The sequence below is a fragment of the Mesorhizobium sp. M0306 genome (genome assembly GCF_040321655.1).
Lineage (GTDB): Bacteria > Pseudomonadota > Alphaproteobacteria > Rhizobiales > Rhizobiaceae > Mesorhizobium.
Genome location: NZ_JAMYRY010000005.1, coordinates 253,777 through 277,621 on the forward strand (window position 1 = coordinate 253,777; position 23,845 = coordinate 277,621).

Here is a 23,845-nt window from a genome sequence, read left to right on the forward strand (position 1 = left end):
TCACGGAGCGCTCGCGAAGATGAAATAGAGGGTGAACACAGCGCCGTCGAAGGGGCAGTCGCTCGGCTGCAGCGACAGCCGGTACGAGCCGATCAGCGGCGCACCGAGATAGGGCAGGATCAGGCTGGTGTCGTTCGATGGTCCGGGCGCGCGCGGGAACTTGCGTGCCTGGTAGCGATCCTGCACCCAGTAGCGGATGATCCGGCTGATCTCGTCGCCGCTGTCGGCCTGGTTGAAAAAGGTCTGCAAAGCGACCCGCTCGGGCCCGACCGAAATGTCTGCGCGGACCTCGCTCGACCCCTTTGTCAGCGGCTTGAGGACGAAGCCGCTGCCGCGGTGTTGCAACGCGAAGCGGTTCCACTGTGCGCCAGTGCACTGGTAGTCGGTGCCGACGAAGACATCGATCAGGGTCAGGTTCTTGCGCTCACGGAATTTGTTGGGCGCCCACAGCGCGAAATAGCCGTTTGCCTTCATCAGCGCGTCGGTCGACGCGAAGGGCGAAACCTCGAACTCGACATTCTCGTCGAGCGCTAGCTTGCGGGCGAAACCGGAATTGGCGGGCACGACGATCTGGGCGACATCGATATTGATCTGCCGCTCATCGAAGAAGCGCTTGGCAACAATGTCGTCTATCATCGCCTGGAGCTGAGTTGCGTTACGCACATAAACTACGGGCACAGTCGCCGCCTCGCCGGTGAAGGCCTGCACCACTTCAAAGCGGCGGCGCATCAGATGCATCAGCCGGTTGGCGGTCTCGAGCACGCGCCGCTTGGTCACCAGATATTCGGGGATGCCCTTCATCAGGTCGGCGACGGTGTCCTGGGTTGCGATGAACAGATTCTTGCTTCTCGCCGGATCGTCAATCTGGGTGACCAGCTTCGTCATGTCCTCCTGCTGCTTCGTCACCTCGGCCTGAACGTTGCTCTGGAATTTCAAGATGCTGTCCTGCAGCGCGCGGCTCTTGAGACCGAGTTCCTTGGCCTGGTTCAGGCCTGCGACGAGTTCCTCGGTGTTGCCGCGCGACTGTGTAATGCGCTGCTCGACGAAGGCGAGCTCGGCTTCGCTCAGCGCCAGCATCTTGTCCTTCTGCCGGTCGCGCAGTTCGTTGATCAGGTTGGTAGAGGCATTTGATTCTTCGGCGAGGCCAGTCACTGTCGTCTGCGCAGCGCGGACGCGGTCGATGCGGCCATTGGTTGCGGCGACCAGTTCGGCGACACGTGCATTGTCCTCGTTGAGCTGAGCTTCCGACAGGGACAGCTTGTCGAGTTCGAGATTGAGGATAGCGATCTCGTTGGTCAGCCGGTCGATCGTGCGTTGCTGGTCGGCGATCTGGAAACTGAGCATGTCGTTTTCGCGCGCCTGAAGATCGAGCCCGGCGAGTATGCGTGCATGGTCGGACGTGAGTCGCGCCACCTGCTCGTCGATGCCGAGATCCTGGCTCTGGCAGTCGACCGCCGCCATCGAGCCCTGCAGCGTCAGTTCCTTGATCTCCTCGGCTCCCTGCGCCAGCCGACCGGCGAGCTGGAAGTGGGTGTCGATGAGTGCCCGGGCTTTGAGCGCCTTGTCGAGGTCGAGTTCCTCGTTCGCCTGGCGAAGCTGCGTGATCCGCTGCTTCAGGCCATTGATCTGGTTGATGTTCTCCTGCGTCACCCGGCCGGTCGCGATGATCGTCGACAGGATCGACTGCGCTGCTTCGAGCGATGCCTTGACGACCTTGGAGGTGTCGATCTTGGTCGCCGCGCCGCTGGCGAGCCCGCAGGCGCAGACATTGACCTCGGGTATCGCCGCGGAGATGGCGTAGGCGGCCTGGATGGCGGTGAGTGTGATCTGCGCGGCCTGCGTCGTGCCGTTGAACGCGGCGAACCAGGCGATCACCTCGGTGAGCTGGCCGTCGACCTGGTCACGCGCCTCCTCGAGGTCTGCCTTCCTCTTAGCGTAGACGTCACGCTCGGCTTGGTAGAGTTTCTTGGCGAAGTTGGTTTCCGTCTGCGTGAACGAGCCGCAACTGACGTTCGCCAGTTCCTGCGGCAGCGAGATGTTCGACGTGATCATCTGCTGATCGGACATCAGCGGCTCGACGTCGGCGAAATCGGCGTCACCGATGACGCACTTCATTAGGAAAGCCCTGGCCTGGGTCTGCGTGGTCAGGAGCTGAGCCCTGAGGCCTGATTGTCCGTCCGGGCCGCACATCTGGGCCACGTACTGGTTACGCGTGAAGGCCGGCGTTACTGTCTGGCACGGCTGTTCACCCGCCAGCAGTGGGGTGAACGGATGGGCCGGCGCCTCTCCGATCAAGGCAAGCTGGCTCTCGATGCCGCAAAGCTGCTCGCGGTCGACGGCCCGGCGGCGCTGATAGAGATCGGTCTGGCGCAGTTGCAGTTCAGTGATTGCTCCGTTCGCGCGAGCGATCGCACCCTGGTTGTTGGTGATTTGCGTTTGGAGGATCTGCCGCTGGCGAACCGCCTGTTCGAGCTGGTTGGCGTTGCGCTCGGTCTGGCGGGCATATTCGGTGATCTGGCTTTCGAGCGAGGAAATCTGCAGATCGAGGTTCATCTGCGTCATTTCCCAGTTCAGCAGCCAGCGCAGTTCGTTGCGTCGCTCGATTTCGGCCTCCTTGGAGAGGACGATCAGGTCGAGTTCCTGCCTGTCGTTGATCTGACGGCGCTGGTTCTCGAATTCGGCGATCTTGGTGGCGAGCTCGATCTCCAGCGACCTGATCTGCTGGCGATAGCCGAACGTGTCCTTCTCGGCATCGACCGCGTTGATCTCTTGCTGGACAGTGGTGGCGAAAGTCTGCGCCTCGTGTTCCAGCTTGCCGATCTTGTGGGCGATCAGGTTGACTTCTTGACTACGGATCGTCCGCTCCTCGTCGATCGCCCGCGTCGCTTCGCCCTCCTTGTTGGCGTACCATCGGTCAACCAACGTCTCGACATTGCGTTCAACATCGGTCAGCCGCTGTTCGCTCTCGGTCAGTGCCTGCTGCAGTTCCTCGAACGGGATCGTCGTGAACTGCATCGGGTCGATATTGAGGAACAGGAAACCCTTGCGCACACTGTCCATGCGTGCGTTCAGGTCGCTCTGCTGCAGCAGCAGGTCGGCTCGCAGGTCGTCGTAGGTGGACTCGCCCGGAATATCCATTTGCGTCTCGACCAGCACCCACATCGCGGCTTCGTAGTTGGTGTAGGCCTTGGAGAGGTTGGGTTGGCTGTCGAGACCAGCGCCTCCAACGGCGCCCAGTGTATCGCTGACCAGGAAGTCGAGCGCCTTGACGCGAGCCTCCGAAAGGGTCTGGTACCATACGTCGCCGGTATTCATCAGCAGCTGGATCTTCAGCGAGGACAGCGCCGTCAGCTGCCGCACGAAGGTGCGGTAGCTCGCATCCTCTCCCGCCGTGGTGCCATGGTCACCGCCTTGTTGTCGGGCGAGAATGCGAAGGCCCCGGTCGACGATCTCGATCCCTTGCCGGCCGAATTCCTGCGCGGCCTGCGGCGAAACCGGCGTATCGTTGCGGCTGACGCCGCTCGCCGAAGACAGGAAGGGCATGTCGGCGGCGAGGAACAGGCGATAGCGCCCGAGTTGCAGGTGGCAGTCGAAATCGCACACGATCGCCAGCCGTCCGGTCGTCTCGTCGCCGCAGGTCGTCAGGAACTGTTCGAGTTCGGTTGCGACTTCACCCATGTATTTCACGTCGGCTCGGAAATTGGCGATCTTGAGCAGCGTCGTCAGCTCGCCGGCATGGCCGGCGGCCGCGTCGACGTCGAGCGCCATGCAATCTTGCGCGCGCGCCATTCCCGCAGCCGCAAAGATGATGCTGAGGACCAGTCCGCAAAGCAGGAAGAACCGCCTCATGGCTGCCCCGCCGTCAGAAAGACCTCGGAAATCTGGCGCACATGCCGGGCAAGTTCGGCCATCTGCGCCTTGGAAAGCGACGGATTCTGGAACCGTCCGACGACCGCCCGGGCATGGTTGATGCAGTCCTCGTAGGGGCTGCTGATTTTCGCGGTCAGCGCGCCAGTGTCGAGCGTGAGGTCGAGCGCTGAATACGCTCCGCCCAGTCCTGCGCAGGAAGAAAGCTCAGCGGTGATCGCCGGATCGTCGACAACATGCGTGAGGCCCGACAGAGCCGTCATCACCCCTTCGATCTGCCCGACGATCTGCGCCATCCTCGCCTTCCCGTCTTCGAACTCCTTCAGCGAATCCGGCTGGTTGAGGCTGGAGAGATCGACGGCTTGCAGCGTGGCGATCGTCTCGGCTGCCTTCAGCTGATCCGCCTTGACGAGCACCATGTTGGCCTGCGCGTTGCCGAGCACACGCTCCAACTCCATAACCTCGGCCGACTTGATCGACACGTCCATCTCGTTGACCAGCGACTGGTATTCGGTCGAAGCGGCGTTCATCAGGTTGAGCGTATCGTCGACCTTCGTCCTGACTGCCTTGACGATCTGGCCGCGCACCCGCGTCTCGATCAGATCGGTCGTTTCGGCGCGCCCGCGCACTGGCTTGGCCGAACAGACCAGCTTCGCCAGCGCGTCCGAGCCGAGCCGTGCGCGCACGGCCTCGACGATCGGGAATAGCGGACGCCAGGCGGGAGGCAGCGCATCCGCGCTTGCGCCCGACAAAGGCCCGGCATCGATCTCGTTCATTCTCGTCAGATGCCGGCATTTCTCCGGCAAGTCGGCCCCGGAGAAATAAAGCCGCCCGGTGATCAGATAAGCCTCGATGGCGGCTGCATATTGTCGGCCGACGAGGGCGGCGAGCTCTTCGGCGCTATCGGTCGAAACTGGCGCGAAGAAGCGGTAGCGGCTGAGATAAATCTCCGCCCAGGCGAGGCGTCGCAACAGCACCGAGGCATCGTCGGCCGAAAGTGGGATGACCGGAAAGCCGATGCTGCGGCTGCCGCCGGAAGGGGCCGATGCCTCGCCGATTACCTCGCCGGCGAAGGGCAGGCCGAAATCGGGCTGCGTCGCCTCGTGACTCGGTTCGACGGCGGCGGGACCGGGGGCGAGCAGGCTGAACCGGGTCGTCTCGGGCGTCGCGCTAGAGAGCGTCGCGTTCCAGAAACTGTCGAGCTTCTCCGACGTGTAAGCGCGCTCCAGGATCGATGCGGCGCCGGCTTCGCCGGCCAAGACGCAACTGACGATTAGAAACAGCGCAATGTCTCGGATGCTTGTCATCGGCAGTACCACACTCTGTCGGCCGCGCCAGCCTGGGCGCAGATTCCCGTCGCAGCGCCGTGCGCCTTCCAGTCAGCCTTTATTTTGGCGAGATCGTTGAATGCGCCCTGTGCCGCATTGTCGGCATGAACCTCGGCGTCCAGTCGCCAGAAGGGCTTTGCCGGATCGGTCGGCAGCAGCACTCCGATCATGTTGATGTGGAAGGCAGAGATTTTGAGAAAGTCCTCGGCGCTTGCAACAGTGTTGCGATTGAGATTTGCGTATTGCTCAGGCGTGACGTCGCCGAGCGCCCGCTTGAACTCTCCCTCCGAGACTTCGACGGAGCGCAGCATCTGCGTTGTCTTCGCCGCCAGCCCATCGAGGATCGAGGTGTTGGCGACCAGCGTCGCGCCCACACCGCTCACCGGTCCGAAGATCTCTGCAAAAATGGCGCGGATCGCCTTCAAGTGCGTATCGGCCGATTTGATCTCGACGCGGCGCAGAGCGATGCCTGTTTCGAGATCGGACGCTCGACTGACGAAGCTTCTCAGCGCCAGTTGCAGCGTGTCGAACGAGGAACGGGCTTCCGGCGGCGGCTGCAGGAATACCGAGCGCGCATAACGTACCGCCTCGCTACGGGCGATGTCCTCGACGGTAGCGCGTGTCAGCGCCGATTCAGGACAGCCGGTGACGTCGCCGAGGTCAATCAGAATCTGCGCGGCATGATAGATTTGATCCATCTGTCGCATGGTGCCGAACGAGCCGCTGGTGGTGAACTCAGCCTCGACGCCGGACAGATAGTCGGTCAGGTATTCGCGCGCGAACTTCACCATCTCGCACTGCACGCCGGCGGCGCGTTCGCGAATATGGCGTCCGTAGAACGATGCGCCGACGAAGTATTTCTGGTCGGGCGTCGGTTCGAACCGCTCAACGAAGAGCGACTGGATAACGGTATCATATTCGCCGCACGCATAGGTGCGTTCAAGACATGCGGGGTCGGTCTGCAGGTCGCACTGCGATAGCGCGGAGCCGCACATTTGCTGGGCTGCCGCGAGGTCAACCCCTCCGCCGAGCACAAGAACCGCGGCCAAGATGATCGCTGTATTGAAGACGCATCTCTTCAACATAACGACCAAAGGAAAATGCACAAAAGCCTCCCCTCCCGCCGAAGCGGCGGCCCCATTGCTTTTTTACTGGCAATATCTAGCAGGCTACTTTTGGTATTTGCTCGTTACAGCGAAAATTGGCCGCCAAAGGCGTGGCCAATTCAACCTCACATTCGCTATAAAATGCCTCAATAAAGTAAGTTAAAACAGTTTGTCTGTCAATACACCTGGCTTTTTGCATTCCATCCCGGAAAACCCGGCCTAACTGCCGAGGCAGTTAACATATCGTAAAGAATTGTCTTTTCCGCTTGCTTTGGCCTCGTCCAAGCGTCGTTCGGCGCCCACCGTTCGAGTGCGGAAGGTGACGATCTGGCCTGAGAAGCCGAAGAACTGCGCTGAGGAAGAGCAGAGCAACGTCCAGCGATCGCCTGGCGATCGCCAATTTGGCAAATTCGTAACGACTCTATGATTGTCTTCCGCGATCGCGGAAATATTAGCTCGCGTAAGAGCGATATCGTGCTCAATAGGTCACGCCAGTAGCTAGTCCACGCCTGTGGCCGGCACCCCAAAAACGCACCATACGCTTGCCTTCTTGGTCGCTTCAAGCGGACGCACCAGAGTCGTGGGTGCACTGAATGTGACGACCGCGAAGGATCCTGCCAGCCCTGGCCATTCAGTGCGGGTCCAGTATTCGGTTTCGCTACGCGCGAGCGGTGGCAGCTTGTATTGCGCGAACGCTTCACGCTGCCTTGGCCAGTCCGCCGAATCGAGGCTCGTCAATTCCGCCATCGTCGGAAGTTGCCAGCCCATGTCGCCGTACGGCCCGCCTTGTCCGAGCGTAGCGCAATACCCCATCGCATCGCTCAGCGTGGCAGGCTGATCAAGCCTGTCTATCCTGGCGACGAGGCAAGTGCGTTGGTCAACGAAGGCCCTGCCGCCATGTTCAGCGAGCAGCCAGAAATTTTGGTCATTCAGCGGCTGGCGGGCCTGCTTGTGCACAATACCGCAAGGTGCGGCTTGGGACTGCGGCGGCGACATGGTGACGAAAACGGCAAAGCCGATGCTGAAAGTCGCAAGAGTGGCAATCCGAAGCATGCCTTCCTCCTCCCTGGCCGCGCGTTCCGCGTGGCAACCGAATAAGCGTACTTGAACCGGCGAACAATTAAAAGTTCCTGCACTTCGGAAATGGCAGGAACTTCCTTGAATTTACGGCCACTATGACGGACATCCCAGTTGGTGCTCTGCCGAAAATCTACTGCAAGCGGTTCTCGATACATGGGAACTGGTTGCGTGATGTATGCCAACTGCATGGAAGCATATTCACGAACAGCCGACCACAGCTAATTCATGAGATCATACGGGGGGCGCCAAAGGCCGGAAGAAACCGAGACCTAGCTGACGGCGCCATGGTCGGAGGCAAGACACCTGCAGCGCACGGCGCCCGATGACGCGCTGGTGATCGTCGACAAGCCGGCGACACAGATTAAGTTCGCGGCAGCGCCTGAACAGGCGCCGGCGCAAGGGTCGCTGTTTTAGGTGTGAGTCAACACTCGCTCCGCCCTTAAGCGAACCGGCCTGTCGCGCCGTCGCGCTAGCCATAGACCTGGTGATCGGCGGGGCCGTCCTTGACCTTGCGAGTGCCCTGCCAATGCGTCCACAGGCCAGCGAAGAAGAACAGCGGGCGGTCCTTGCCGAATGCAAACCAGTAGTTGCGCTGGATCCCGGTCTCGGGCTCCGTGTCGCCGGGCGTCGGACTGGGTTCGGCGAAGCTGGTGACGGGCACCACGCAGCGGTTCTCGATGCCGAGATATTGCTGCCAATGGCCGTATTGCGGATTGCGGATATTGGTGGTGCCGTAGTCGGCCTTGCCCTTGACCCGCTCCAGTGGCGTCGGCATGCCCCACAGCAGATTGGCCAGTTCGCGTTCGCCGTCCAGCGCATTGCGCACCACCGGCTGGTTGGGATAGATGTCGATGGAGGGTTCGAGATTGCCGAGGATGTCATGCAAGGCGCGGGTCCACTGGCGAATGGCCTCCTGGCTGGTCGTGATGTTGTAGAGATTGCACATGGCCTGGAATGTGCCCCAATCGCTGCTATGTCGCAACGTCCACAGGGCAATAGGCACGGCTTCCATTCCCCTGAAATGGCCTGGCAGAAGTTTAGCAAGACTTGCTTTGGCGAAGCGCACAGCAGGCGGCTCCTCCTAGCAGCGTAAGAATGCATCCGAGCAGTGTTGGCTGTCGCGATCTCCGAAGGGAGCGGACTACGCCCAGCCTGATCTCTGCGCAACTATATCGCGCATTTAGATGCGCGAAAAAGCTTACCACCTGAGCGCCGATAGGAATTATCGCGCATCTGTAATGCGCGATAATTCCATGCTGCACCTTGTCGGAAAGCAGTTCACGCGGGTCAGTATCGGGAACGCCTTCGCTTGCTCGGGATCAGGAATCCGCCCTTCAGTAGCTCCAGAGCGTCAAGTGCCTCTTCCCCCTGCAACTTTGTCAGAGCTACCCCGTCTGTGAAGACAACCTCGTCGTCATCTATATCATACACCTCCCAAAACCCGTTCGTGACTCTTCGGAGGGCGTGACGACGTTCCATCAGCAGATGCTAATTGAGTCGCGCGAAATGGAGGAAAAAAATTTGAGAACGGGCGAAATTTGCGGTGGAAAAGCTGGACGCACCGCGCGAGCTTGCCCTCCGAAGTCCACGCGCCATCTGCGCCTTGGCAGCTTCCCTCAACGGGTCCGGTCATTGCCGTGGGTCCTGACGAGCTGCCGAACCTGGTCTGGCGTCAGGCCATTCTGCTCGGCGAAATATTCCACCTCATGGACTTCGTGCGCCGATAAGTGGGTGCGATCTCGAACATCCAGCTTGCTGTGGTCGTCAGCCATCCTGGTGCTCCTTCAGCTTTGGATCAACGGCACCGCTGGCAAGCAACTTTCGTTGCCGAGCCTCGGAATCATCTTCTGTGCCACCGCCAGGCGCCCCAAAGAAGCAGCCGGCAATCCAGTGGGTCAAACCTGGTGTGAGAAGGCTGCGCGTCAAGCATCTTTCGTGGCGATCGCGGACGGGTGCGGCCCGGCACCCACCCGGCGGGACTGTCAGCAGGATGCCGGGCCTGACCGGCGGGGTTAGAGGGGCAGCGCCGGCTATCGAAGTATGAGCTCATGCTAATGGAAGCGAAGCATGCAAACGAAGGACGCAAAGGCCAGTCGATGGCGAGTAGGCCTAGTGTGTCTTGTCGTATAGGTGCGTTCTGCGCTGCTGTGGACGGTATTTCTCCACCAGGCGGACATTGTCCAGATCAACTGTCACCAGCGGTCCAAGATCAATCGTCACCTTCTCCTCATCGATCCGGGTGACTTCTCCCCTAAGCTCGATTTGCTGGCCTCGCTTTTCGTTCGAGGCACTGTCCTTGATGGAATGCGGGAATTTGTAGCCCGGGATAGAGACGCTTACGCGATCCTCTATAATCCGACGCCGAACTGTAGCGGTTATTGCCACCTCATCTCCAATGCTGAGCCGCGCCAGGGAATGAGGGTGGAGCGGCCTTGGTGGTAGTCAAGGTGTTGCTAATATACACCACGGCAAGCGCTTCATGAACGGATTGGTATGGAACCGCTAGCTGCTACTGCCCGTTGCTGTCAAAATGACTAAGCAGAAAAGTGGGATCAGCACGATGGATGGGCGCCAAAACAACACTTTTGAAATGTGCTGTCTCCTGGCCGTTCCGCTGTCACTGCTCCTTACGGTCCTATTGGCGGGTTCGTCTTGAGCTGACCACGACCAGACTCAAGTCCACTACATCGCGTCGCATAGTTTTGCTCGCCCGACGATCCTCGAGAAAAGAGCGTCTCTCCGGCGCACGTCATGGCGCGACCGATCCGCGCGTCAACTTTGGCCGTTTCTTACTGGGTCATCTTGTCGCCGGCAATACAGCCGCGGTGGCCAGCGCACGATCTCTCAGCTCGTGCTTTCGCGACTGCTCGGCCAGTCCCTTGTGCAGTTCGAAGATTGCCAGCTTCTGCGGATAAGTGAGCGGCACGTTGGCTCTGCACCCGTCGCATATGAAGTGGGCGATCGTTCTTATCGCAGAGCCCTTCCTTACCATCGGATGCGAGCAATTCGGACAGTCGAACGTGAACGCAACATCAGACAAATCTTGGGCCAAAACCATTTCCACCTCCTGAGTGAGCCCTGCGGCTACACGCCAGCGAGTCTTGCTAGGCAACTCAGATGCCAATCCGGTTGTGCCAAAGCGGGACTAGTCGCCTCACAAACCGCGCTTGCCCCTGCGGCCCGAGACTATCAGGTTTGGCGTTAGGCTTTGCCCGACAGAGCCCGGCCGGCTCGCACGGCACGCGATTGCACGTTGCGCCTCGACCCTGCGTTTTCCTTCTGCGTCATGTTGTTGGCCGTGATCAGCCGCCTGAGGCTGGTGCGACCTTGCTCGGCTAAAGTTGAGCGCCGCGTCGGCGACCGGTCGATAATATGGGATGGCTGCCCGAACGATGAGCTTTAGATTGTTGCCCAGGACTTCGCGGCGTCGCGCACCGCAGCGAACGACAACAAACCCCTGAACACCCCGACCATGGAAAACGAGACCGACGGGAGTGAAGAGATTGCCTCCAGACTTGCTCCCAAGACGATCTTTCCCTTCCGCTGTATCGTAGCATATGATATGTATAAGGCATATCATTGGAATGCGCGATGCGAGCCCTTATCGACATGAACGATGCCCAGGTTGAAGCCCTCGACCGGCTTGCCAAACGGGCGCGCCAATCCCGTGCGGCCCTGATCCGCGCGGCAATAGACGATTATCTCGACCGCCATAATCGCGAACAGGTCGAGGATGGCTTCGGCCTGTGGGGTAAGCGCAAGGTTGATGGGCTGGCTTATCAGGAGAAGGTGCGCCGCGAATGGTAGGCGCGCTCTTCGACACCAATATCCTCGTCGACCATCTGAACGCCGTCCCCCAGGCCCGCGAGGAAATCGAGCGCTTCGTAAGCCGTGCCGTCAGTATCATCACCTGGATGGAAGTGATGGTTGGCGCAGACCCCGATCTGGTCGAGCCGACCCGGCTTTTCCTCGAAGGCTTCAAAGTCATCGCTCTGGACGACGAGATCGCCAACCGTGCAGTAGCGCTGCGGCGAGCACATCGCATCAAGCTGCCCGACGCGGTGATCTGGGCTACGGCGCAGACCGCCGGGCGCTTGCTTGTGACCCGCAATACCAAAGACTTTCCACCTGACGATCCGGGGATACGCGAACCATACACGCTGTAGCGAACGCGCCCCCGGCCCGTAACGATAGGAGCCAGCCGCATGACCCGTATCGCCCTTTACGCCCGTTATTCTTCCGGCAACCAGCGCGACGCCTCCACCGAGGACCAGTTGCGCCAGTGCCGTGAGCGCGCCGCGCGCGGGGGATGGAGCGTGGTAGAGAACTAGTCCGACACGGGCCATCTCCGGAGCATCCTTGTATTCAGTCGCTTCTTGCCGATGCTCAGGCGGGCCGTTTCGGCATGATTCTGTCAGAGGCGCTGGATCGCATCAGTCGCGATCAGGAGGACGTGGCAGGCGTCTTCAAGGGCCTGAGTTTCGCAGGCGTGACCATCGTCACCCTGTCCGAGGACCAGAAAAAAATCGCCGCGGTCGAAGGGCAGCACGGAATCGCGTGCGTCGAGGGTTTCGGCCGTCTCGCGACGATTCTACCATTCCGGGTCTTTGGGAGTTGCCCTGTCACTGCCTCGTTTCCATCTGGCGGGCGCCCGACACTTGCGGAAAGCCCGTATATTCCGGAATAAAGGAGTCTCGCGATGACCACCACCGTCCCCGCCGCCGCCGTCTCGAAAAATTTTGGCGCCTATCAGGATGCCGCGGTCCGCGCCCCGGTCATCATCACCAAGAACGGTCGCCCGCGCACGGTGCTGCTGGCCTACGAGGATTTTGTCCGGCTGTCGAAGCGCGACCGGCGAGTCGAGCTGACAGCGGAGCTCGGCACGAACGAGATCGCGGCGGTCGAAGCCTCTGAAATGGAGCAGGAATCTATACCGTCTTGATCTCAGGGGGCAGACGGGCGGGCGCTATACGCTGACGGACATGTTCGTGCCTAGCGGCGACTCGCCGCCGTATCGGCGCAATTGGAGGAATCTTACTTCAGCAGTTTGATCAGCACTGTGAAAGCCGCGTCGATGTCGGCGCGAACCGCGGCCCCGACCGCTTCCGCATTGCGGTCTCGCAGCGCTGCAAACATCTGCTGATGGTGCTGGTTGGCGGTCGAATAGTTTCCAGAATCGTGCAGCATGTTGAAATAGGGGCTGATCTGCAGCCACAGGTTCTCGATGATGCTGAGCATGTTTTCCGAGCCCGCGGCCCGGTAGATGGAAAAGTGAAAGGCGTAATTGGCCCTGAGATAGGATTTGACGTCGCCGGCGGCATTGGCCTGCTCGAGTGCCTCCAGATGCTGGCCCAGCAGCATCACGCCGTGATCGTCAATGCGTTCTGCGGCCCATGCGGCGGCGATCGCCTCGATTTCGAACCTGACGTTCCTGAGATCGATAAGCCGCGCACGACTTAATGCCGGGATACCGATCGAACGGCCGGAAACCACCATCAAGGCGTTGGCGGCGCTCAGACGCCGCAGTGCCTCGCGAACCGGCATCGGGCTGACGCCGAAAGCGTCGGCGAGGCTCTGGACCGTCACCATCTCACCTGGAACGATGCTGCCGTCGAGAATCAACTCGGTAACGTGCCGGTAAACCCTGTCCTGCAGGGTTTCCCTGGACAGCGGCGTGATCTCCACTCCCGGCTTCCTGAATGCCGCCCCAGCCATTTCTGCCAACCTTCCCCCATTCGGGCGACGCTCTTGTCATACCCGGCGCCTGTGCCCGGAATGCAAGGTTCGGATTGCCGCGTCAAGCGCCCGCGTTTCCGGCTTTTGCCTCTCGGCCATTTCATCATTGATCTTTGATCAAATCATGATACGGTCAGGCGCATCGAATGACAAGGTGTGCGTTTTCGTGCCCTTGGGAGGCATTCGTTCGTCTGAACTGGGAGGAGTTTCGTATGGGTATCGGATCGAAGGCCCGGCGGCTTGCGCTGCTTGCCGGCATGGCTGTTTGCGCTTTTGGGATGTCCGCCGCCGAAGCGGCTGGAAAGCACAAGATATTTCTCAGCATGAGCTTCATCGGCAATGATTGGCAGGCCGAGGCCGCCAACATGGTCAAGGCGATGGCGTCGCACAAGAGCATGGCCGACAAGGTGGACCTCCAGGTCCAGGTGGCGGGGCCGAACGCACAGCGCCAGATCCAGCAGATCAATGCTATGGTCCAGGCCGGCGCCGAGGCCATCGTTATCTTCCCGATCTCGCCGACGGCGCTCAACCAGGTGGTGAAGAACGCCTGCGATAAGGGCGTGAAGGTGTTTGCCTATGATGCCGAGATCACGGAGCCCTGCGCCTACAATGTCCATATCGACCAGGAAGAGGCTGGCCGCGTTACGGCGGAGTGGCTGGTCAAGAAGCTTAATGGTAAGGGCAACATCATTGCGGTGACCGGCGTCCCCGGCACCTCGGTCGATGACCTGCGCACGAAAGCGGCGAAGGAGGTGTTTGCCAAGCATCCCGACATCAAGATCGTCGGCGAGGCGGTCGGCATGTGGAGCCAGGCGGTGGCCCGTACCGAACTTTCCAAGATATTGGCGACGCGCAGCTGGGACGACATCAACGGGCTATGGATGCAGGTCGGCTGCTTCACCGCCAATTCCATGCAGCTCGAGGCCGGCAAGAAGACCAGCGAACTCCTGCCTTGCGCCGGCGAGGGTTCCAATGGCGGGCGTATCCAGATGCTGCCGGAAGGCACGGAGGTCGAGGGCGCGACGTCTCCCTATGCGCCGCTCGGCGCGGCGCGCATTTCCTATGCCTCGCCGCCTTATTCCGGGGCACTCGCTCTCAAGCTTGCCGTCGAGGCGCTTGAAGGCAAGGACGTTGCCAAGAAGACGATCCTGCCGCTGCCTGTCGTCACCAACGAGACGATAAAGCTTTGCGACGAGGGCACCTGGGCGGAGATGAAGGCTGGTTGCAACGCGTTCAAACCGTCGCTGGTCTCGAACCCAGGCTGGTTCGCCTCGATCTTCTCCGATCAGACACCTGAAATCGGTCTCGCAGCCGCCCTTGTAGGCCAGCCCGAGGAGTAGGCACTCGGAAAGTGGGCGTGGGGTGCTTTCGAGGCGCTCCACGCGCCTTTCATGCAGGCCGGGACTGGGATCATGATGTCAGCGCATTCGACAGCTGTCGGCATAGAGGGCGTCCGCAAGGCGTTTGGCGCAACAGTCGCCCTCGATGGCGTTTCCTTCGAGATCGCTTCCGGCAGCGTGCATGCCTTGCTTGGCGAGAACGGTGCGGGCAAGTCCACGCTCGTCAAGCTGCTGTCGGGGCTGGTACGGCCCGACGACGGACAAATCACCCTGTCAGGCGAACCGGCGCCACTCGGTTCGCCGCGCGCCGCGCACGCCAAAGGCGTGCAGACAGCCTTCCAGGAAATGACGCTGGTACGCGATCTCAGCGTTCTCGACAATATTTTGCTGCCTTACGCGCCCGTTGGCCCGATCGGCCTGATCAGGCGGTTGAGCGCGCGCAAGGCAGTCCGCAAGCACACCTCCGATCTGGGGTTTTCGGTCGATCTCGATGCCGAGGTAGCGACGCTCGATCTCGCCGTCCGCCAGAAGATCGAAATCGCGCGCGCGCTCTATCGCAAGCCGCGGATCCTTCTGCTCGACGAGCCGACTTCGACACTGTCAGGTGGCGACGTCGAGTGGCTGGGCGCCATCATCGCGCAGTTGAAAGCGGCCGGTACCACGGTCATGTTCATCACCCATCGCATGCGCGAGGTGCGAGCTTTCTGCGACACGCTGACCATTCTCAGGAACGGCCGCCACATCGTGACCGCGCCGGTTGCCGACGTTTCGGATGGTGAGGTGATCGAAAAGATCATCGGCCGCAGCATCGCCCAGACCTTCCCGCCGAAACCAGAAAGCGCGGCCGCCTTTGGTCCGCCGGTGCTCGGCGTACGCGATCTCAAAGCCGGGAGGAAGCTCGACGGCGTTCGTTTCGACCTGCGCAAGGGCGAGATCCTCGGCATTGCCGGATTGCAGGGCATGGGTCAGCTCGACCTGTTCCTCGCCTGTTTCGGCATGGCCGAGATCGAGCGCGGCCACATCCTGGTCGACGGGCGCAATGTGTGGCTCGGCTCGCCCGCCGATGCGCTCAAGCCCAATATGGCAATCGGGCTGGTGCCGGAGGACCGCAAGACCGAAGGCCTGTTCCTGAAGCTCTCGGGCCGGCAGAATGCATCGCTGCCGGTCGTCGCACGCTTCACCCGGTTTGGCCTGATCAGAACAGACGAGGAGGCAAAGGCCGTACAGTCCGCCTTCTCGACCGTGGAGGTCGATAGCAGTGCCTTGTGGACGAGGGCAGGGGCGTTCTCTGGCGGCAACCAGCAAAAGATAGCCATTGCCAAATGGCTCGTCGCCGAAAGCCGGATCCTGCTGCTTTTCGATCCAACCCGGGGCATCGATGTCGGCACCAAGCACGAGCTCTACGTGATGATGCGCGACTATGTGGCGGCCGGCGGCTCGATCCTCCTGCATTCAACCGAAATTCCCGAGCTGGTCCATCAATGCGACCGGGTGCTCGTCCTCTATGACGGCCATCTGGTGGCGGAGCTTACCGGCGACGAGATCACTGAAGGCGCGATCATGCGGCCGGCGCTTGGCCATCGGAACGTGGTCCGGGAGGCGGCGGAATGAGCGTGACGAGCTTGGCCGCCGCGGCACCTGCTGCGACATTGTCGCGGTTCCTCGCGCGGCATCGCGGCGCGATCATCGCGGCGATCGTCTTTGCGGTGCTCCTGCTGATCGTCGATCTGGTCAGTGCCGGGCGGCTCACTTATTTCGACATTTCGTTCCTGTCGAGCGGCGGCGCCACTTCGGCACTGGCGGCGATCGGCCAGACCCTGGTCATTCTGTCCGGCGGTTTCGACCTGTCCGCCGGCGCGGTGATCTCACTGGTCAATGTCGTCCTGGCAAACGGCATGGATCCGATGGCGACCGGCACGAGCGTTGCGCTGTGGACTTTGGCAGGAATTGGGGTCGGCATGCTGATCGGCGCCTTCAACGGCTTCTTCATTGCGGTCCTGCGTATGCAGCCTATCGTCGTCACGCTGTCGACCATGTTCATCCTGCAGGGGGTAACGCTGCTGGTCATGGACAAGCCCGGCGGCTTCGTCTCGCCCGATCTTGGCACCTTCTATCTCGGTGATGCTATCGCAGGCTGGATACCGATGCCGCTGGTGGTCATCGGCGTCGTCCTGCTCGGCTGGTTTTGGCTCAAGGGCACACGCTTCGGGACGGCGCTCTATGCGGTCGGCAGCGATCCGGATGCCGCCGCCTCGGTCGGCGTGCGCGTCGTTCTTGTGCGCTTCCTGGTCTATGTCATTGCCGGAGGCTGCTATGGGCTTGCCGGCGTTTTCATCAGCGCCCAGACCGGCAGCGGCGATCCGCTGGTTGGCAACCCGTTGTTGCTGTCGATGTTCGCGGCGGTCGTGGTCGGCGGTACAAGGCTGGGCGGCGGTCAAGGTGGGCCGGTGGGCACCGTCTTCGGCGCCTACATCCTGATGATGGTCGTCAACATCCTGCTCGTGCTCAACGTCTCGGCCTATTACTCGACGATCGCCGAGGGCACGATCCTGATCCTTGCCGTGCTTGCAGGCTCGCTGTCGCATGGCTCCGTGCTTGCCCGCCAACTGCGTGCTCTGCGGGCTCGCCTGGCCGCGCGGCGCGCCGGAATGCTGCCCTCGCAGATCGATCGCACCGACCGGCGACTGAGAATTGCCCGGGGCAGCGCCGGCGAGCAGCAGGCGCCGCAACCTGCCTTCCATGTCCGTAATGCCGAGACGCTGCGCTATGCGCTGCCGGCCTATGTCTGTCTTGCCATCGTCGTGATCGTCACCCAGATCTGGCTCGGACGCGCTATCGTCAATTTTGGCTACTGGAATTCGCTGTTCGTGCTGTCGAGCTTCCTCGCCATCCTGGCGCTTGGGCAAGGCAGCGTGATTCTTACCGGCGGGCTTGACCTGTCAGTGCCGTGGACGATCGGCCTGTCGGGAATCCTGCTTGCCGGTATGGTCAACGGATCCGACGCTGCACTGGCCTATGCGCTGCCGGCGGTGCTCGCCGTCGCTTGCCTCATCGGACTCGCCAACGGCATCGGTATCGTCTTCCTCGGCATCTCGCCGATCGTTATGACGCTGGCCACCAACGGCATTCTGCAAGGTTTCGCTTTGCTCTACTCGCAAGGCACGCCGGCCGGCTTCTCCTCGCCGATGCTGCGCTGGTTCATGACTGGCAAGGTATTCGCCATCACGCCGGTGGTGCTGTTCATGATCGCCTTCGTCGTCTTTGCCGTGCTACTGCTCGGCCGCACCGCTTTCGGCCGCCGCGTCTACGGCATCGGCAACAGCCTGCGCGCAGCCCAGCTCTCCGGCATAGCGGTCGGTCGCACGCTCATCCTCGTCTATGTGCTGTCGGCGGGCTGCGCGGCACTGGTCGGCATCATGCTGACCGGCTTTTCCGGCCAGGCCAGCCTCGGCATGGGCGACGACTATCTGCTGCCCTCCATCGCCGTCGTCGTAGTCGGCGGTGCGCTGATCACCGGCGGGCGCGGCCATTACCTCGGCATGCTGGGTGGGGTGCTGCTCCTGACCGCGTTGCAGATGCTCCTCGCCGGCACGACGCTGCCTTATGCGACGCGGGCGATCCTGTTCGGGCTGGTGGTGCTCGGTGCCGTCATGGCACTGCGCGAAAGGCGGATTCAGTGAAAGGAATGGAACAATGAGCTCAAGCGCACCGGCATCCGCGGACGAATTCCTGACCGGGCTCAAAGGCCAGCGCGTGCTGGTCACGGCGGGCGCTGGCGGCATCGGCTTTGCCATTGCAGAGACGCTATCGCGGCTCGGCGCGCGTGTCGTGATCTGCGATATTTCCGACGAGGCGCTGGCTGCCGCTCCAGAGAGGATTACGCTCGCCGCCGCAGTCAAAGCCGACGTTTCGCGCGACGACGATGTCGACCGGCTGTTCGAGACTGTCAAGGAGAAGCTCGGCGGGCTCGACGCCCTGATCAACAATGCTGGTATTGCCGGCCCGACCGGCGGCGTCGACGAGATCGATCCGGCAGACTGGCGGCGTTGCATAGATATCTGCCTGACCGGCCAGTTCCTGTGCGCGCGCCGTGCCGTGCCGCTGATCAAGGCGGCGGGAGGCGGCTCGATCGTCTCGATGTCTTCGGCCGCCGGCCGCCATGGCTACGCGTTCCGCACCCCCTATTCGGCTGCCAAGTTCGGCGTCGTCGGCCTGACCCAGAGTCTTGCCAAGGAACTCGGACCGCATGGCATCAGGGTCAATGCCATCTTGCCCGGCATCATCGAAGGGCCGCGCATCGACAAGGTCATTGCCGACCGGGCAAAGCAATTAGGCATTTCAAACGAGGAGATGACACAACGCTATCTGCAGAACATCTCGCTGCGCCGTATGACCAGCCCATACGATGTCGCTGCGATGGTGGCTTTCCTGCTTTCCGATGCGGGCGTCAACATTTCCGGCCAATCGCTCGGCGTCGACGGCAACGTCGAGACACTCTGAGGAGGGCGAGCATGGCGAAGGTAGCAATTGTCGGAAGCGGCTTCATCGGGCGGGCGTGGGCGATCAGCTTCGCTCGTGCCGGGCACGATGTGCGCATGTGGGACCAGGCGCCTGCCGCGACCAGCGGTGCGCGCGACTATATCGCCGGCGTGCTCGGCGACCTCGCCGCCAACGATTTGCTGCGGGGACAGGCGGTTGATGCAGTGCTCGGCCGCATCACCATTGTGGCGGAGCTTGGCGAGGCCCTGGCCGATGCCGTCCACGTCCAGGAGAACACACCGGAAAACCTCGAGGTGAAGCGTGACGTGTTCTCCCGGATCGACGTCCTTGCGGGTCCGCAGGCGGTGCTCGCCAGTTCCACCTCGGCGCTGTTGCTGTCGAAATTCACCGATCATCTGCAGGGGCGCCATCGCTGCCTCGTCGTACACCCGATCAATCCGCCCTATCTCATCCCGGCAGCGGAAGTCGTGCCGGCGCCATGGACCTCCGCCGAAACGGTGGAAAGGACCCGCGCCTTTCTTGTCGAAGCGGGCCACGCGCCGCTGGTGATGAAGCGCGAACTCGACGGCTTCATCATGAATCGCTTGCAGGGCGCGCTGTTGGAGGAGGCGTTCCGGCTCGTCGCCGACGGCTATGCCAGCGTCGAGGACGTCGATACGGGCCTGCGCGAGGGGCTGGCGCTGCGCTGGTCGTTCATGGGTCCGTTCGAAACGATCGACCTCAACGCACCTGGTGGTGTGCGCGACTATGTAGAGCGCTACCAGACGATCTATTCCAACATCTTCCCGCAGATGCTGCGTCGGGTCGACTGGGCGGGCGAGGTCATGGAAACGGTCGAGGCCGAGCGCCGCAAGCGCCTGCCGCGGGAAGAACTCGGCGATCGGCAGGTCTGGCGCGACCGCCGGCTGATGGCGCTGGCGGCGCACAAGAAAAAATCGGATCAGGAGTTTGGACGATGACGGAAGCAAGCCGCAAGCCCGGCGCCCCGCAGGCCAAGGGCAAGGTCATCATCACCTGTGCGGTGACGGGGGCAATCCATACGCCGACCATGTCGCCCTATCTGCCGATCACGCCGGACCAGATCGCCTCGCAGGCGATCGCGGCGGCGGAGGCTGGTGCGGCGATCCTGCATCTGCATGCCCGCGACCCTGAGACCGGCAAGCCCGACCAGACGCCGGAGGCGTTCGCGCGTTTCCTGCCGCGCGTCAAGCAAGGCACCAATGCCGCCATCAACATCACCACCGGCGGCAGTCCTTACATGAAGGTGGAGGAGCGTGTGCGCCCCGCCGCCCAGTTCAAGCCGGAAGTCGCCTCGCTCAACATGGGGTCGATCAATTTCGGGCTCTATCACCTCGTAGACAAATACGAAACGTTCAAGTTCGACTGGGAAAGGCCGCACCTGGAAGCGACGCGTGACCTGGTCTTCCGCAACTCGTTCAAGGACATCGAGTACATACTGGAGACCTGTTACGACAACGGCACGCGCTTCGAGTTCGAGTGCTACGACATCGCCCATCTCTATAACCTCTCCCATTTCGCAGATCGCGGGCTGGTGAAACCACCGTTCTTCGTGCAGTCCGTATTCGGCCTGCTCGGCGGCATCGGTACGCATCCCGAAGACGTCGCCCATATGAAGCGCACCGCCGATCGCCTGTTCGGCTTGCAGTACCGCTGGTCGGTGCTGGGTGCCGGCGCGAGCCAGTTGCGCATTGCCGCGCAATCGGCAGCGCTTGGCGGCAATATCCGCGTTGGGCTTGAAGACAGTCTTTGGGCCGGTAAGGGCAAGCTTGCCAAGTCAAATGCCGAGCAGGTGGTGCTTGCCCGCAAGATCATCGAAGGCCTCGGCATGGAAGTGGCAACGCCCGACGAGGCCCGCGAAATCCTGTCATTGAAGGGCGGCGACCAGGTCGCGTTCTGACCGGTTTCTGCAAGGTTCGAACAGAGGAGGACGGCATGAAGATCGAGGTCGTGGTGGACGTGAAGACCACGCTGGGCGAGGGACCGCTGTGGGACGTTGAACAGGAGCGCCTCTACTGGATAGACAGTTTCGACGGGCGTGTGTTTCGGGCGACCGCCGACGGCCGCGAGATCCGTTGCTGGGACGTGCCGATGAAGATCGGTTCGATGGCATTGCGCAAGGACGGCGGTGGCGCAGTGGTGTCGCTACAGCGCGGTTTCCATCTGCTTGATTTCGCCACCGGCGAGGTGACGCTGATCCACGATCCAGAGCCGGACAGGCCGATGAACCGGCTCAATGACGGCAAGGTCGATCGGCGCGGCCGCTTCTTCGCCGGCTCAATGGACACGATGGAAGAGGGACCCTCCGGCGGGCTCTACCGGCTCGATCCCGATTTCTCCGTGACCAGGATCGATTCCGGCATCATCTGCTCCAACGGCCCATGCTGGAGTCCCGACGACCGCACCTTCTATTTCGCCGACACCTGGACCGGCGAGATCTGGGCCTACGACTATGATATCGAAACCGGTGCCGCCACCAACAGGCGCACTTTCACGCGCGTCGATACCAGCCGGGGAGGGGCGGCCGACGGCTCGACAGTCGATGCGGAAGGATTCCTCTGGAACGCACTGGTCTATGACGGCAGGCTGGTGCGTTACGCGCCCGACGGCAGCGTTGATCGCATCATCGACATGCCCGTCAAGAAGATCACCAGCGTCATGTTCGGCGGGCCGAAGCTTGACACCCTGTACGTCACGTCGATGGCCAAGCCGCCGCTGCCGCGCTTTCCGGGCGACGGAGTTTTACGCGGCAGCCTTTTTGCCATTACCGGCCTCGGTGTAACGGGAGTTCCGGAGCCAAGATTTGCTGCGTGAAGCTCGGCATCAAGCTGTTGCTTTATGGCGTTCATCGTCTCGGCAGCTTTCCGCAATACTCAGTCTCTAGCAGCCTGCCATCCGACGGGCGTGGCCGGCGGCCGGCATGATCCTCGCGCCCGAATTCGTTTCAACAGGCTCGCCGGGACAAGCCTTCTCCGCGTACCTCGTCGCTGCGGCCCGCCAACTGAGTCAGCGGCGCTTGGATGGGCTCTCTCGCCCTATTGAGAGAATTGGCAACCCCGACCGGGAGGCCTATTTTTCGGCACTTTGAATGTCAGTAAAAAAATATGCTATTTTCTGACACATCAAGACGGTCGTTTCTTCAGTTTCCTGATCGGATTTTGAGGCGCGCCCGCGGCAGCGCTTTCACGTCCAGCGAGTTTCTTGATCTGGCGGAACGGTCAGCGATCGATCAGGCGCTCTCGCTCTCGCTTCATCAAAAGAGGTAGGTTGGCGTCTCGCCCGCGGACGCGCTGCCGCCCGAGGAGCAAGCCGGCACGTTCAGGCATCGCACCTGAGCGGATTGCGAATGGGAGGGCTATCGCGAGCGGAGGCAGGCCGACACTAGCTGCGCGTCCGATGGCCGGGCATGCACCAACGCTCGTTCGCCGGCAGGGCGAAGGCGCTCTGTTCAGCACGGTAAAGGGGCGCTTGTCTTCTGCACGAGCTGCGACTGAGGCGGGCCGGTGTGGAGATCCACAAGCAGTCTCAATGATGGCCTTTGCAAGCGCCTCGCCCTCATGCAACGGCAACGGTCCATAGAGCAAGTTGACCGTCTCTCGCTCGGCAGCACGCCGGCCGGGCAGGTCAGCTCGATCGCCATGCGCACGAGCTGCAGGCCGGTTCAGCCCACGCCGCATTCGCTTCGCATGAGCAAGGCCTATCGCTCTGCTGCTAAATCGCTGTGCGGCTTTCGGCCAATAGGCTCAAACCTTGTGAGCTGGTCCGTGCGGGCAGGCTGACCAGGCTCGATCTTCGTCAACCGCAATCTCGCCTCGGCCACGCGTCGTTGCGCAGCCCGGATCCTGCTGCACAGCGCGATATTGATGCCGACACCGCAGCCTTCATCCAGCATTTCATTCGCACGTTCGAGGGAGCGCTCGGCCCGGTTAAGCCGCTGTCGGGCTCTCGCCAGTTCCATCTCCAAAAGTTCCATTATTCCGAATCCATTGCGGTCCCTTCGATTGGTAAACCGCTTGTGGTCGCCGTTGGTTCCGGCTGTTCGCAAGCGTGCAGCCCAGACGGTCGATGTGGCTGGCACAATTCTAGAGCGAGAGTGATGGCGCAGGTGGCCTGAAGGTCGCGACGAATGAAACGCCGGCCCAGTTCAACCCACGCGACGTCCTTCAACGCTGAGGGGATCGATCTTCACCAAGCGGTCTGCGGCCTCGACCGCAGTTCGTATCCTGCTGGACAGCGCGAGATTCTCGGCCAGCATTTCTTCGGTGCGTTTAAGCGCGACCTCGGTCCGGCGGATGCGCTGCCTGGCATTGGCAACTTCCGATGTCAAAATATCGGCCGCCATCCCGTGGCCCGGCCGTCATTGCGGCCGCAAAAAACGCGCGATGGGCCTAATGACCAATGCGCATCCTGCCAAAACAGCGCCTGAATGAGCCCTCGGCGACGCGAGCGCCAGCCGCGCCGGCGCGCCGACCGCGAACTGCTCGTCGATGAACGCTGGTACGCGACGCGTACGGTGCAAGAGGTTCTATACATAATCATTCAAGTGAATGATGGGTGATCTATCGGAACATCAACGGGGAGCTCATCGGCCTCCCAACGGTGCAGGCCGTCCTTGCCTCAGGCGAGTTCGCGCATCCCCGCATCACAGCTACCAGGCACGATCTGGCGCTGACGAACGCTGCGGCTGGCCAAAGCAGCGTGGGCGCCTGGCCAGTCAATCGCCCTCCATGCCCGTTGCGACCGGAACGGTATTGGTTAATGCAACCTCCGCCGTGTCTTGGCGTTTAGAGCGGTTCCCCCTTTGACGGAATCAAAGGGGATTCCAGATTTATCTGTTTTGTGATTCAAGATGCTGGCTGGAGTGGAGGCC

General features: G+C 61.7%; 22 protein-coding genes and 2 pseudogenes. 13 read left to right on the forward strand and 11 right to left on the reverse strand.

Going from position 1 to position 23,845, the window contains the following annotated elements:
- From NKI95_RS11345 to NKI95_RS11360, 4 genes are all read right to left on the reverse strand, one after another.
- A complete protein-coding gene (locus NKI95_RS11345; RefSeq protein WP_352716711.1) occupies positions 1-3,849 on the reverse strand; it encodes a hypothetical protein in 3,849 nt (1,282 codons plus the stop codon).
- Positions 3,846-5,174 (reverse strand): hypothetical protein, encoded by a 1,329-nt coding sequence (locus tag NKI95_RS11350; RefSeq protein ID WP_352716713.1) that lies wholly within the window; start codon positions 5,172-5,174, stop codon positions 3,846-3,848. The genes NKI95_RS11345 and NKI95_RS11350 overlap by 4 nt, the downstream gene beginning before the upstream one ends.
- Positions 5,171-6,244 carry a hypothetical protein gene (locus tag NKI95_RS11355; RefSeq protein WP_352716715.1) on the reverse strand — a complete coding sequence of 358 codons (1,074 nt, stop codon included), beginning with the start codon at positions 6,242-6,244 and terminating at the stop codon, positions 5,171-5,173. The genes NKI95_RS11350 and NKI95_RS11355 overlap by 4 nt, the downstream gene beginning before the upstream one ends.
- A gap of 555 nt (positions 6,245-6,799) precedes the next feature.
- A complete protein-coding gene (locus tag NKI95_RS11360) occupies positions 6,800-7,354 on the reverse strand; it encodes an Lcl domain-containing protein (RefSeq protein WP_352716716.1) in 555 nt (184 codons plus the stop codon).
- Positions 7,355-7,654: 300 nt separating this feature from the next.
- Between NKI95_RS11360 and NKI95_RS11365 the strand changes: the two are divergent.
- Positions 7,655-7,795, forward strand: a pseudogene (locus tag NKI95_RS11365) (SOS response-associated peptidase); the annotation flags it as partial.
- A 58-nt stretch (positions 7,796-7,853) separates the two neighbouring features.
- Here the strand turns inward: NKI95_RS11365 and NKI95_RS11370 are convergent.
- The 4 genes and pseudogenes from NKI95_RS11370 to NKI95_RS11385 form a co-directional block, all read right to left on the reverse strand.
- A pseudogene (locus NKI95_RS11370) lies at positions 7,854-8,327 on the reverse strand (SOS response-associated peptidase family protein); the annotation flags it as partial.
- Positions 8,328-8,997: 670 nt separating this feature from the next.
- On the reverse strand, positions 8,998-9,153 hold the full coding sequence (locus NKI95_RS11375) for a DUF3606 domain-containing protein (RefSeq protein WP_352716718.1): 156 nt from the start codon (positions 9,151-9,153) through the stop codon (positions 8,998-9,000).
- A gap of 337 nt (positions 9,154-9,490) precedes the next feature.
- On the reverse strand, positions 9,491-9,766 hold the full coding sequence (locus NKI95_RS11380; protein ID WP_352716719.1) for a hypothetical protein: 276 nt from the start codon (positions 9,764-9,766) through the stop codon (positions 9,491-9,493).
- Positions 9,767-10,178: 412 nt separating this feature from the next.
- Positions 10,179-10,307 carry a hypothetical protein gene (locus tag NKI95_RS11385; RefSeq protein ID WP_352716721.1) on the reverse strand — a complete coding sequence of 43 codons (129 nt, stop codon included), beginning with the start codon at positions 10,305-10,307 and terminating at the stop codon, positions 10,179-10,181.
- 665 nt (positions 10,308-10,972) lie between these two features.
- On the opposite strand from NKI95_RS11385, the gene NKI95_RS11390 reads away from it, so the two are divergent.
- The 5 genes from NKI95_RS11390 (at position 10,973) to NKI95_RS11410 (ending at position 12,323) form a co-directional block, all read left to right on the forward strand.
- Positions 10,973-11,188 (forward strand): ribbon-helix-helix protein, CopG family, encoded by a 216-nt coding sequence (locus tag NKI95_RS11390; RefSeq protein WP_352716723.1) that lies wholly within the window; start codon positions 10,973-10,975, stop codon positions 11,186-11,188.
- A complete protein-coding gene (locus NKI95_RS11395) occupies positions 11,182-11,547 on the forward strand; it encodes a type II toxin-antitoxin system VapC family toxin (RefSeq protein WP_352716725.1) in 366 nt (121 codons plus the stop codon). The genes NKI95_RS11390 and NKI95_RS11395 overlap by 7 nt, the downstream gene beginning before the upstream one ends.
- Before the next feature lie 39 nt (positions 11,548-11,586).
- On the forward strand, positions 11,587-11,712 hold the full coding sequence (locus NKI95_RS11400; RefSeq protein WP_352716727.1) for a recombinase family protein: 126 nt from the start codon (positions 11,587-11,589) through the stop codon (positions 11,710-11,712).
- A gap of 74 nt (positions 11,713-11,786) precedes the next feature.
- Positions 11,787-12,068 (forward strand): recombinase family protein, encoded by a 282-nt coding sequence (locus NKI95_RS11405; RefSeq protein WP_352716728.1) that lies wholly within the window; start codon positions 11,787-11,789, stop codon positions 12,066-12,068.
- Positions 12,069-12,080: 12 nt separating this feature from the next.
- The gene (locus NKI95_RS11410; protein WP_352716729.1) at positions 12,081-12,323 is read left to right on the forward strand and encodes a type II toxin-antitoxin system Phd/YefM family antitoxin; all 243 of its coding nucleotides are present in this window, start codon (positions 12,081-12,083) and stop codon (positions 12,321-12,323) included.
- Between the two features lie 92 nt (positions 12,324-12,415).
- Here NKI95_RS11410 and NKI95_RS11415 read toward each other — a convergent pair whose 3' ends face one another.
- Positions 12,416-13,096, reverse strand: coding sequence for a GntR family transcriptional regulator (locus tag NKI95_RS11415; protein WP_352716731.1), 681 nt, complete (start codon positions 13,094-13,096; stop codon positions 12,416-12,418).
- Between the two features lie 233 nt (positions 13,097-13,329).
- On the opposite strand from NKI95_RS11415, the gene NKI95_RS11420 reads away from it, so the two are divergent.
- The 7 genes from NKI95_RS11420 (at position 13,330) to NKI95_RS11450 (ending at position 21,789) form a co-directional block, all read left to right on the forward strand.
- Positions 13,330-14,457, forward strand: coding sequence for a sugar ABC transporter substrate-binding protein (locus tag NKI95_RS11420; RefSeq protein ID WP_352716732.1), 1,128 nt, complete (start codon positions 13,330-13,332; stop codon positions 14,455-14,457).
- Between the two features lie 72 nt (positions 14,458-14,529).
- Complete coding sequence (locus NKI95_RS11425; protein WP_502909148.1) at positions 14,530-16,068, forward strand: sugar ABC transporter ATP-binding protein; 1,539 nt, start codon at positions 14,530-14,532, stop codon at positions 16,066-16,068.
- Positions 16,065-18,137: an ABC transporter permease gene (locus NKI95_RS11430; protein ID WP_352716734.1), complete on the forward strand. Its 2,073-nt coding sequence runs from the start codon at positions 16,065-16,067 to the stop codon at positions 18,135-18,137. The genes NKI95_RS11425 and NKI95_RS11430 overlap by 4 nt, the downstream gene beginning before the upstream one ends.
- A gap of 13 nt (positions 18,138-18,150) precedes the next feature.
- Positions 18,151-18,957, forward strand: a complete 807-nt coding sequence (locus tag NKI95_RS11435) for an SDR family oxidoreductase (RefSeq protein ID WP_352716736.1) — start codon at positions 18,151-18,153, stop codon at positions 18,955-18,957.
- A gap of 11 nt (positions 18,958-18,968) precedes the next feature.
- Positions 18,969-19,916 (forward strand): 3-hydroxyacyl-CoA dehydrogenase, encoded by a 948-nt coding sequence (locus NKI95_RS11440; protein WP_352716738.1) that lies wholly within the window; start codon positions 18,969-18,971, stop codon positions 19,914-19,916.
- The gene (kce, locus tag NKI95_RS11445; protein WP_352716739.1) at positions 19,913-20,875 is read left to right on the forward strand and encodes a 3,5-dioxohexanoate:acetyl-CoA acetone transferase; all 963 of its coding nucleotides are present in this window, start codon (positions 19,913-19,915) and stop codon (positions 20,873-20,875) included. The genes NKI95_RS11440 and kce overlap by 4 nt, the downstream gene beginning before the upstream one ends.
- Positions 20,876-20,910: 35 nt before the next feature.
- Positions 20,911-21,789, forward strand: coding sequence for an SMP-30/gluconolactonase/LRE family protein (locus NKI95_RS11450; protein ID WP_352716741.1), 879 nt, complete (start codon positions 20,911-20,913; stop codon positions 21,787-21,789).
- An 883-nt stretch (positions 21,790-22,672) separates the two neighbouring features.
- Here NKI95_RS11450 and NKI95_RS11455 read toward each other — a convergent pair.
- The gene (locus tag NKI95_RS11455) at positions 22,673-22,948 is read right to left on the reverse strand and encodes a hypothetical protein (RefSeq protein ID WP_352716743.1); all 276 of its coding nucleotides are present in this window, start codon (positions 22,946-22,948) and stop codon (positions 22,673-22,675) included.
- 171 nt (positions 22,949-23,119) lie between these two features.
- Entirely contained in the window at positions 23,120-23,317 is a 198-nt protein-coding gene (locus tag NKI95_RS11460; RefSeq protein ID WP_352716744.1) for a hypothetical protein, read from the reverse strand.
- Positions 23,318-23,845 lie beyond the last annotated feature (528 nt).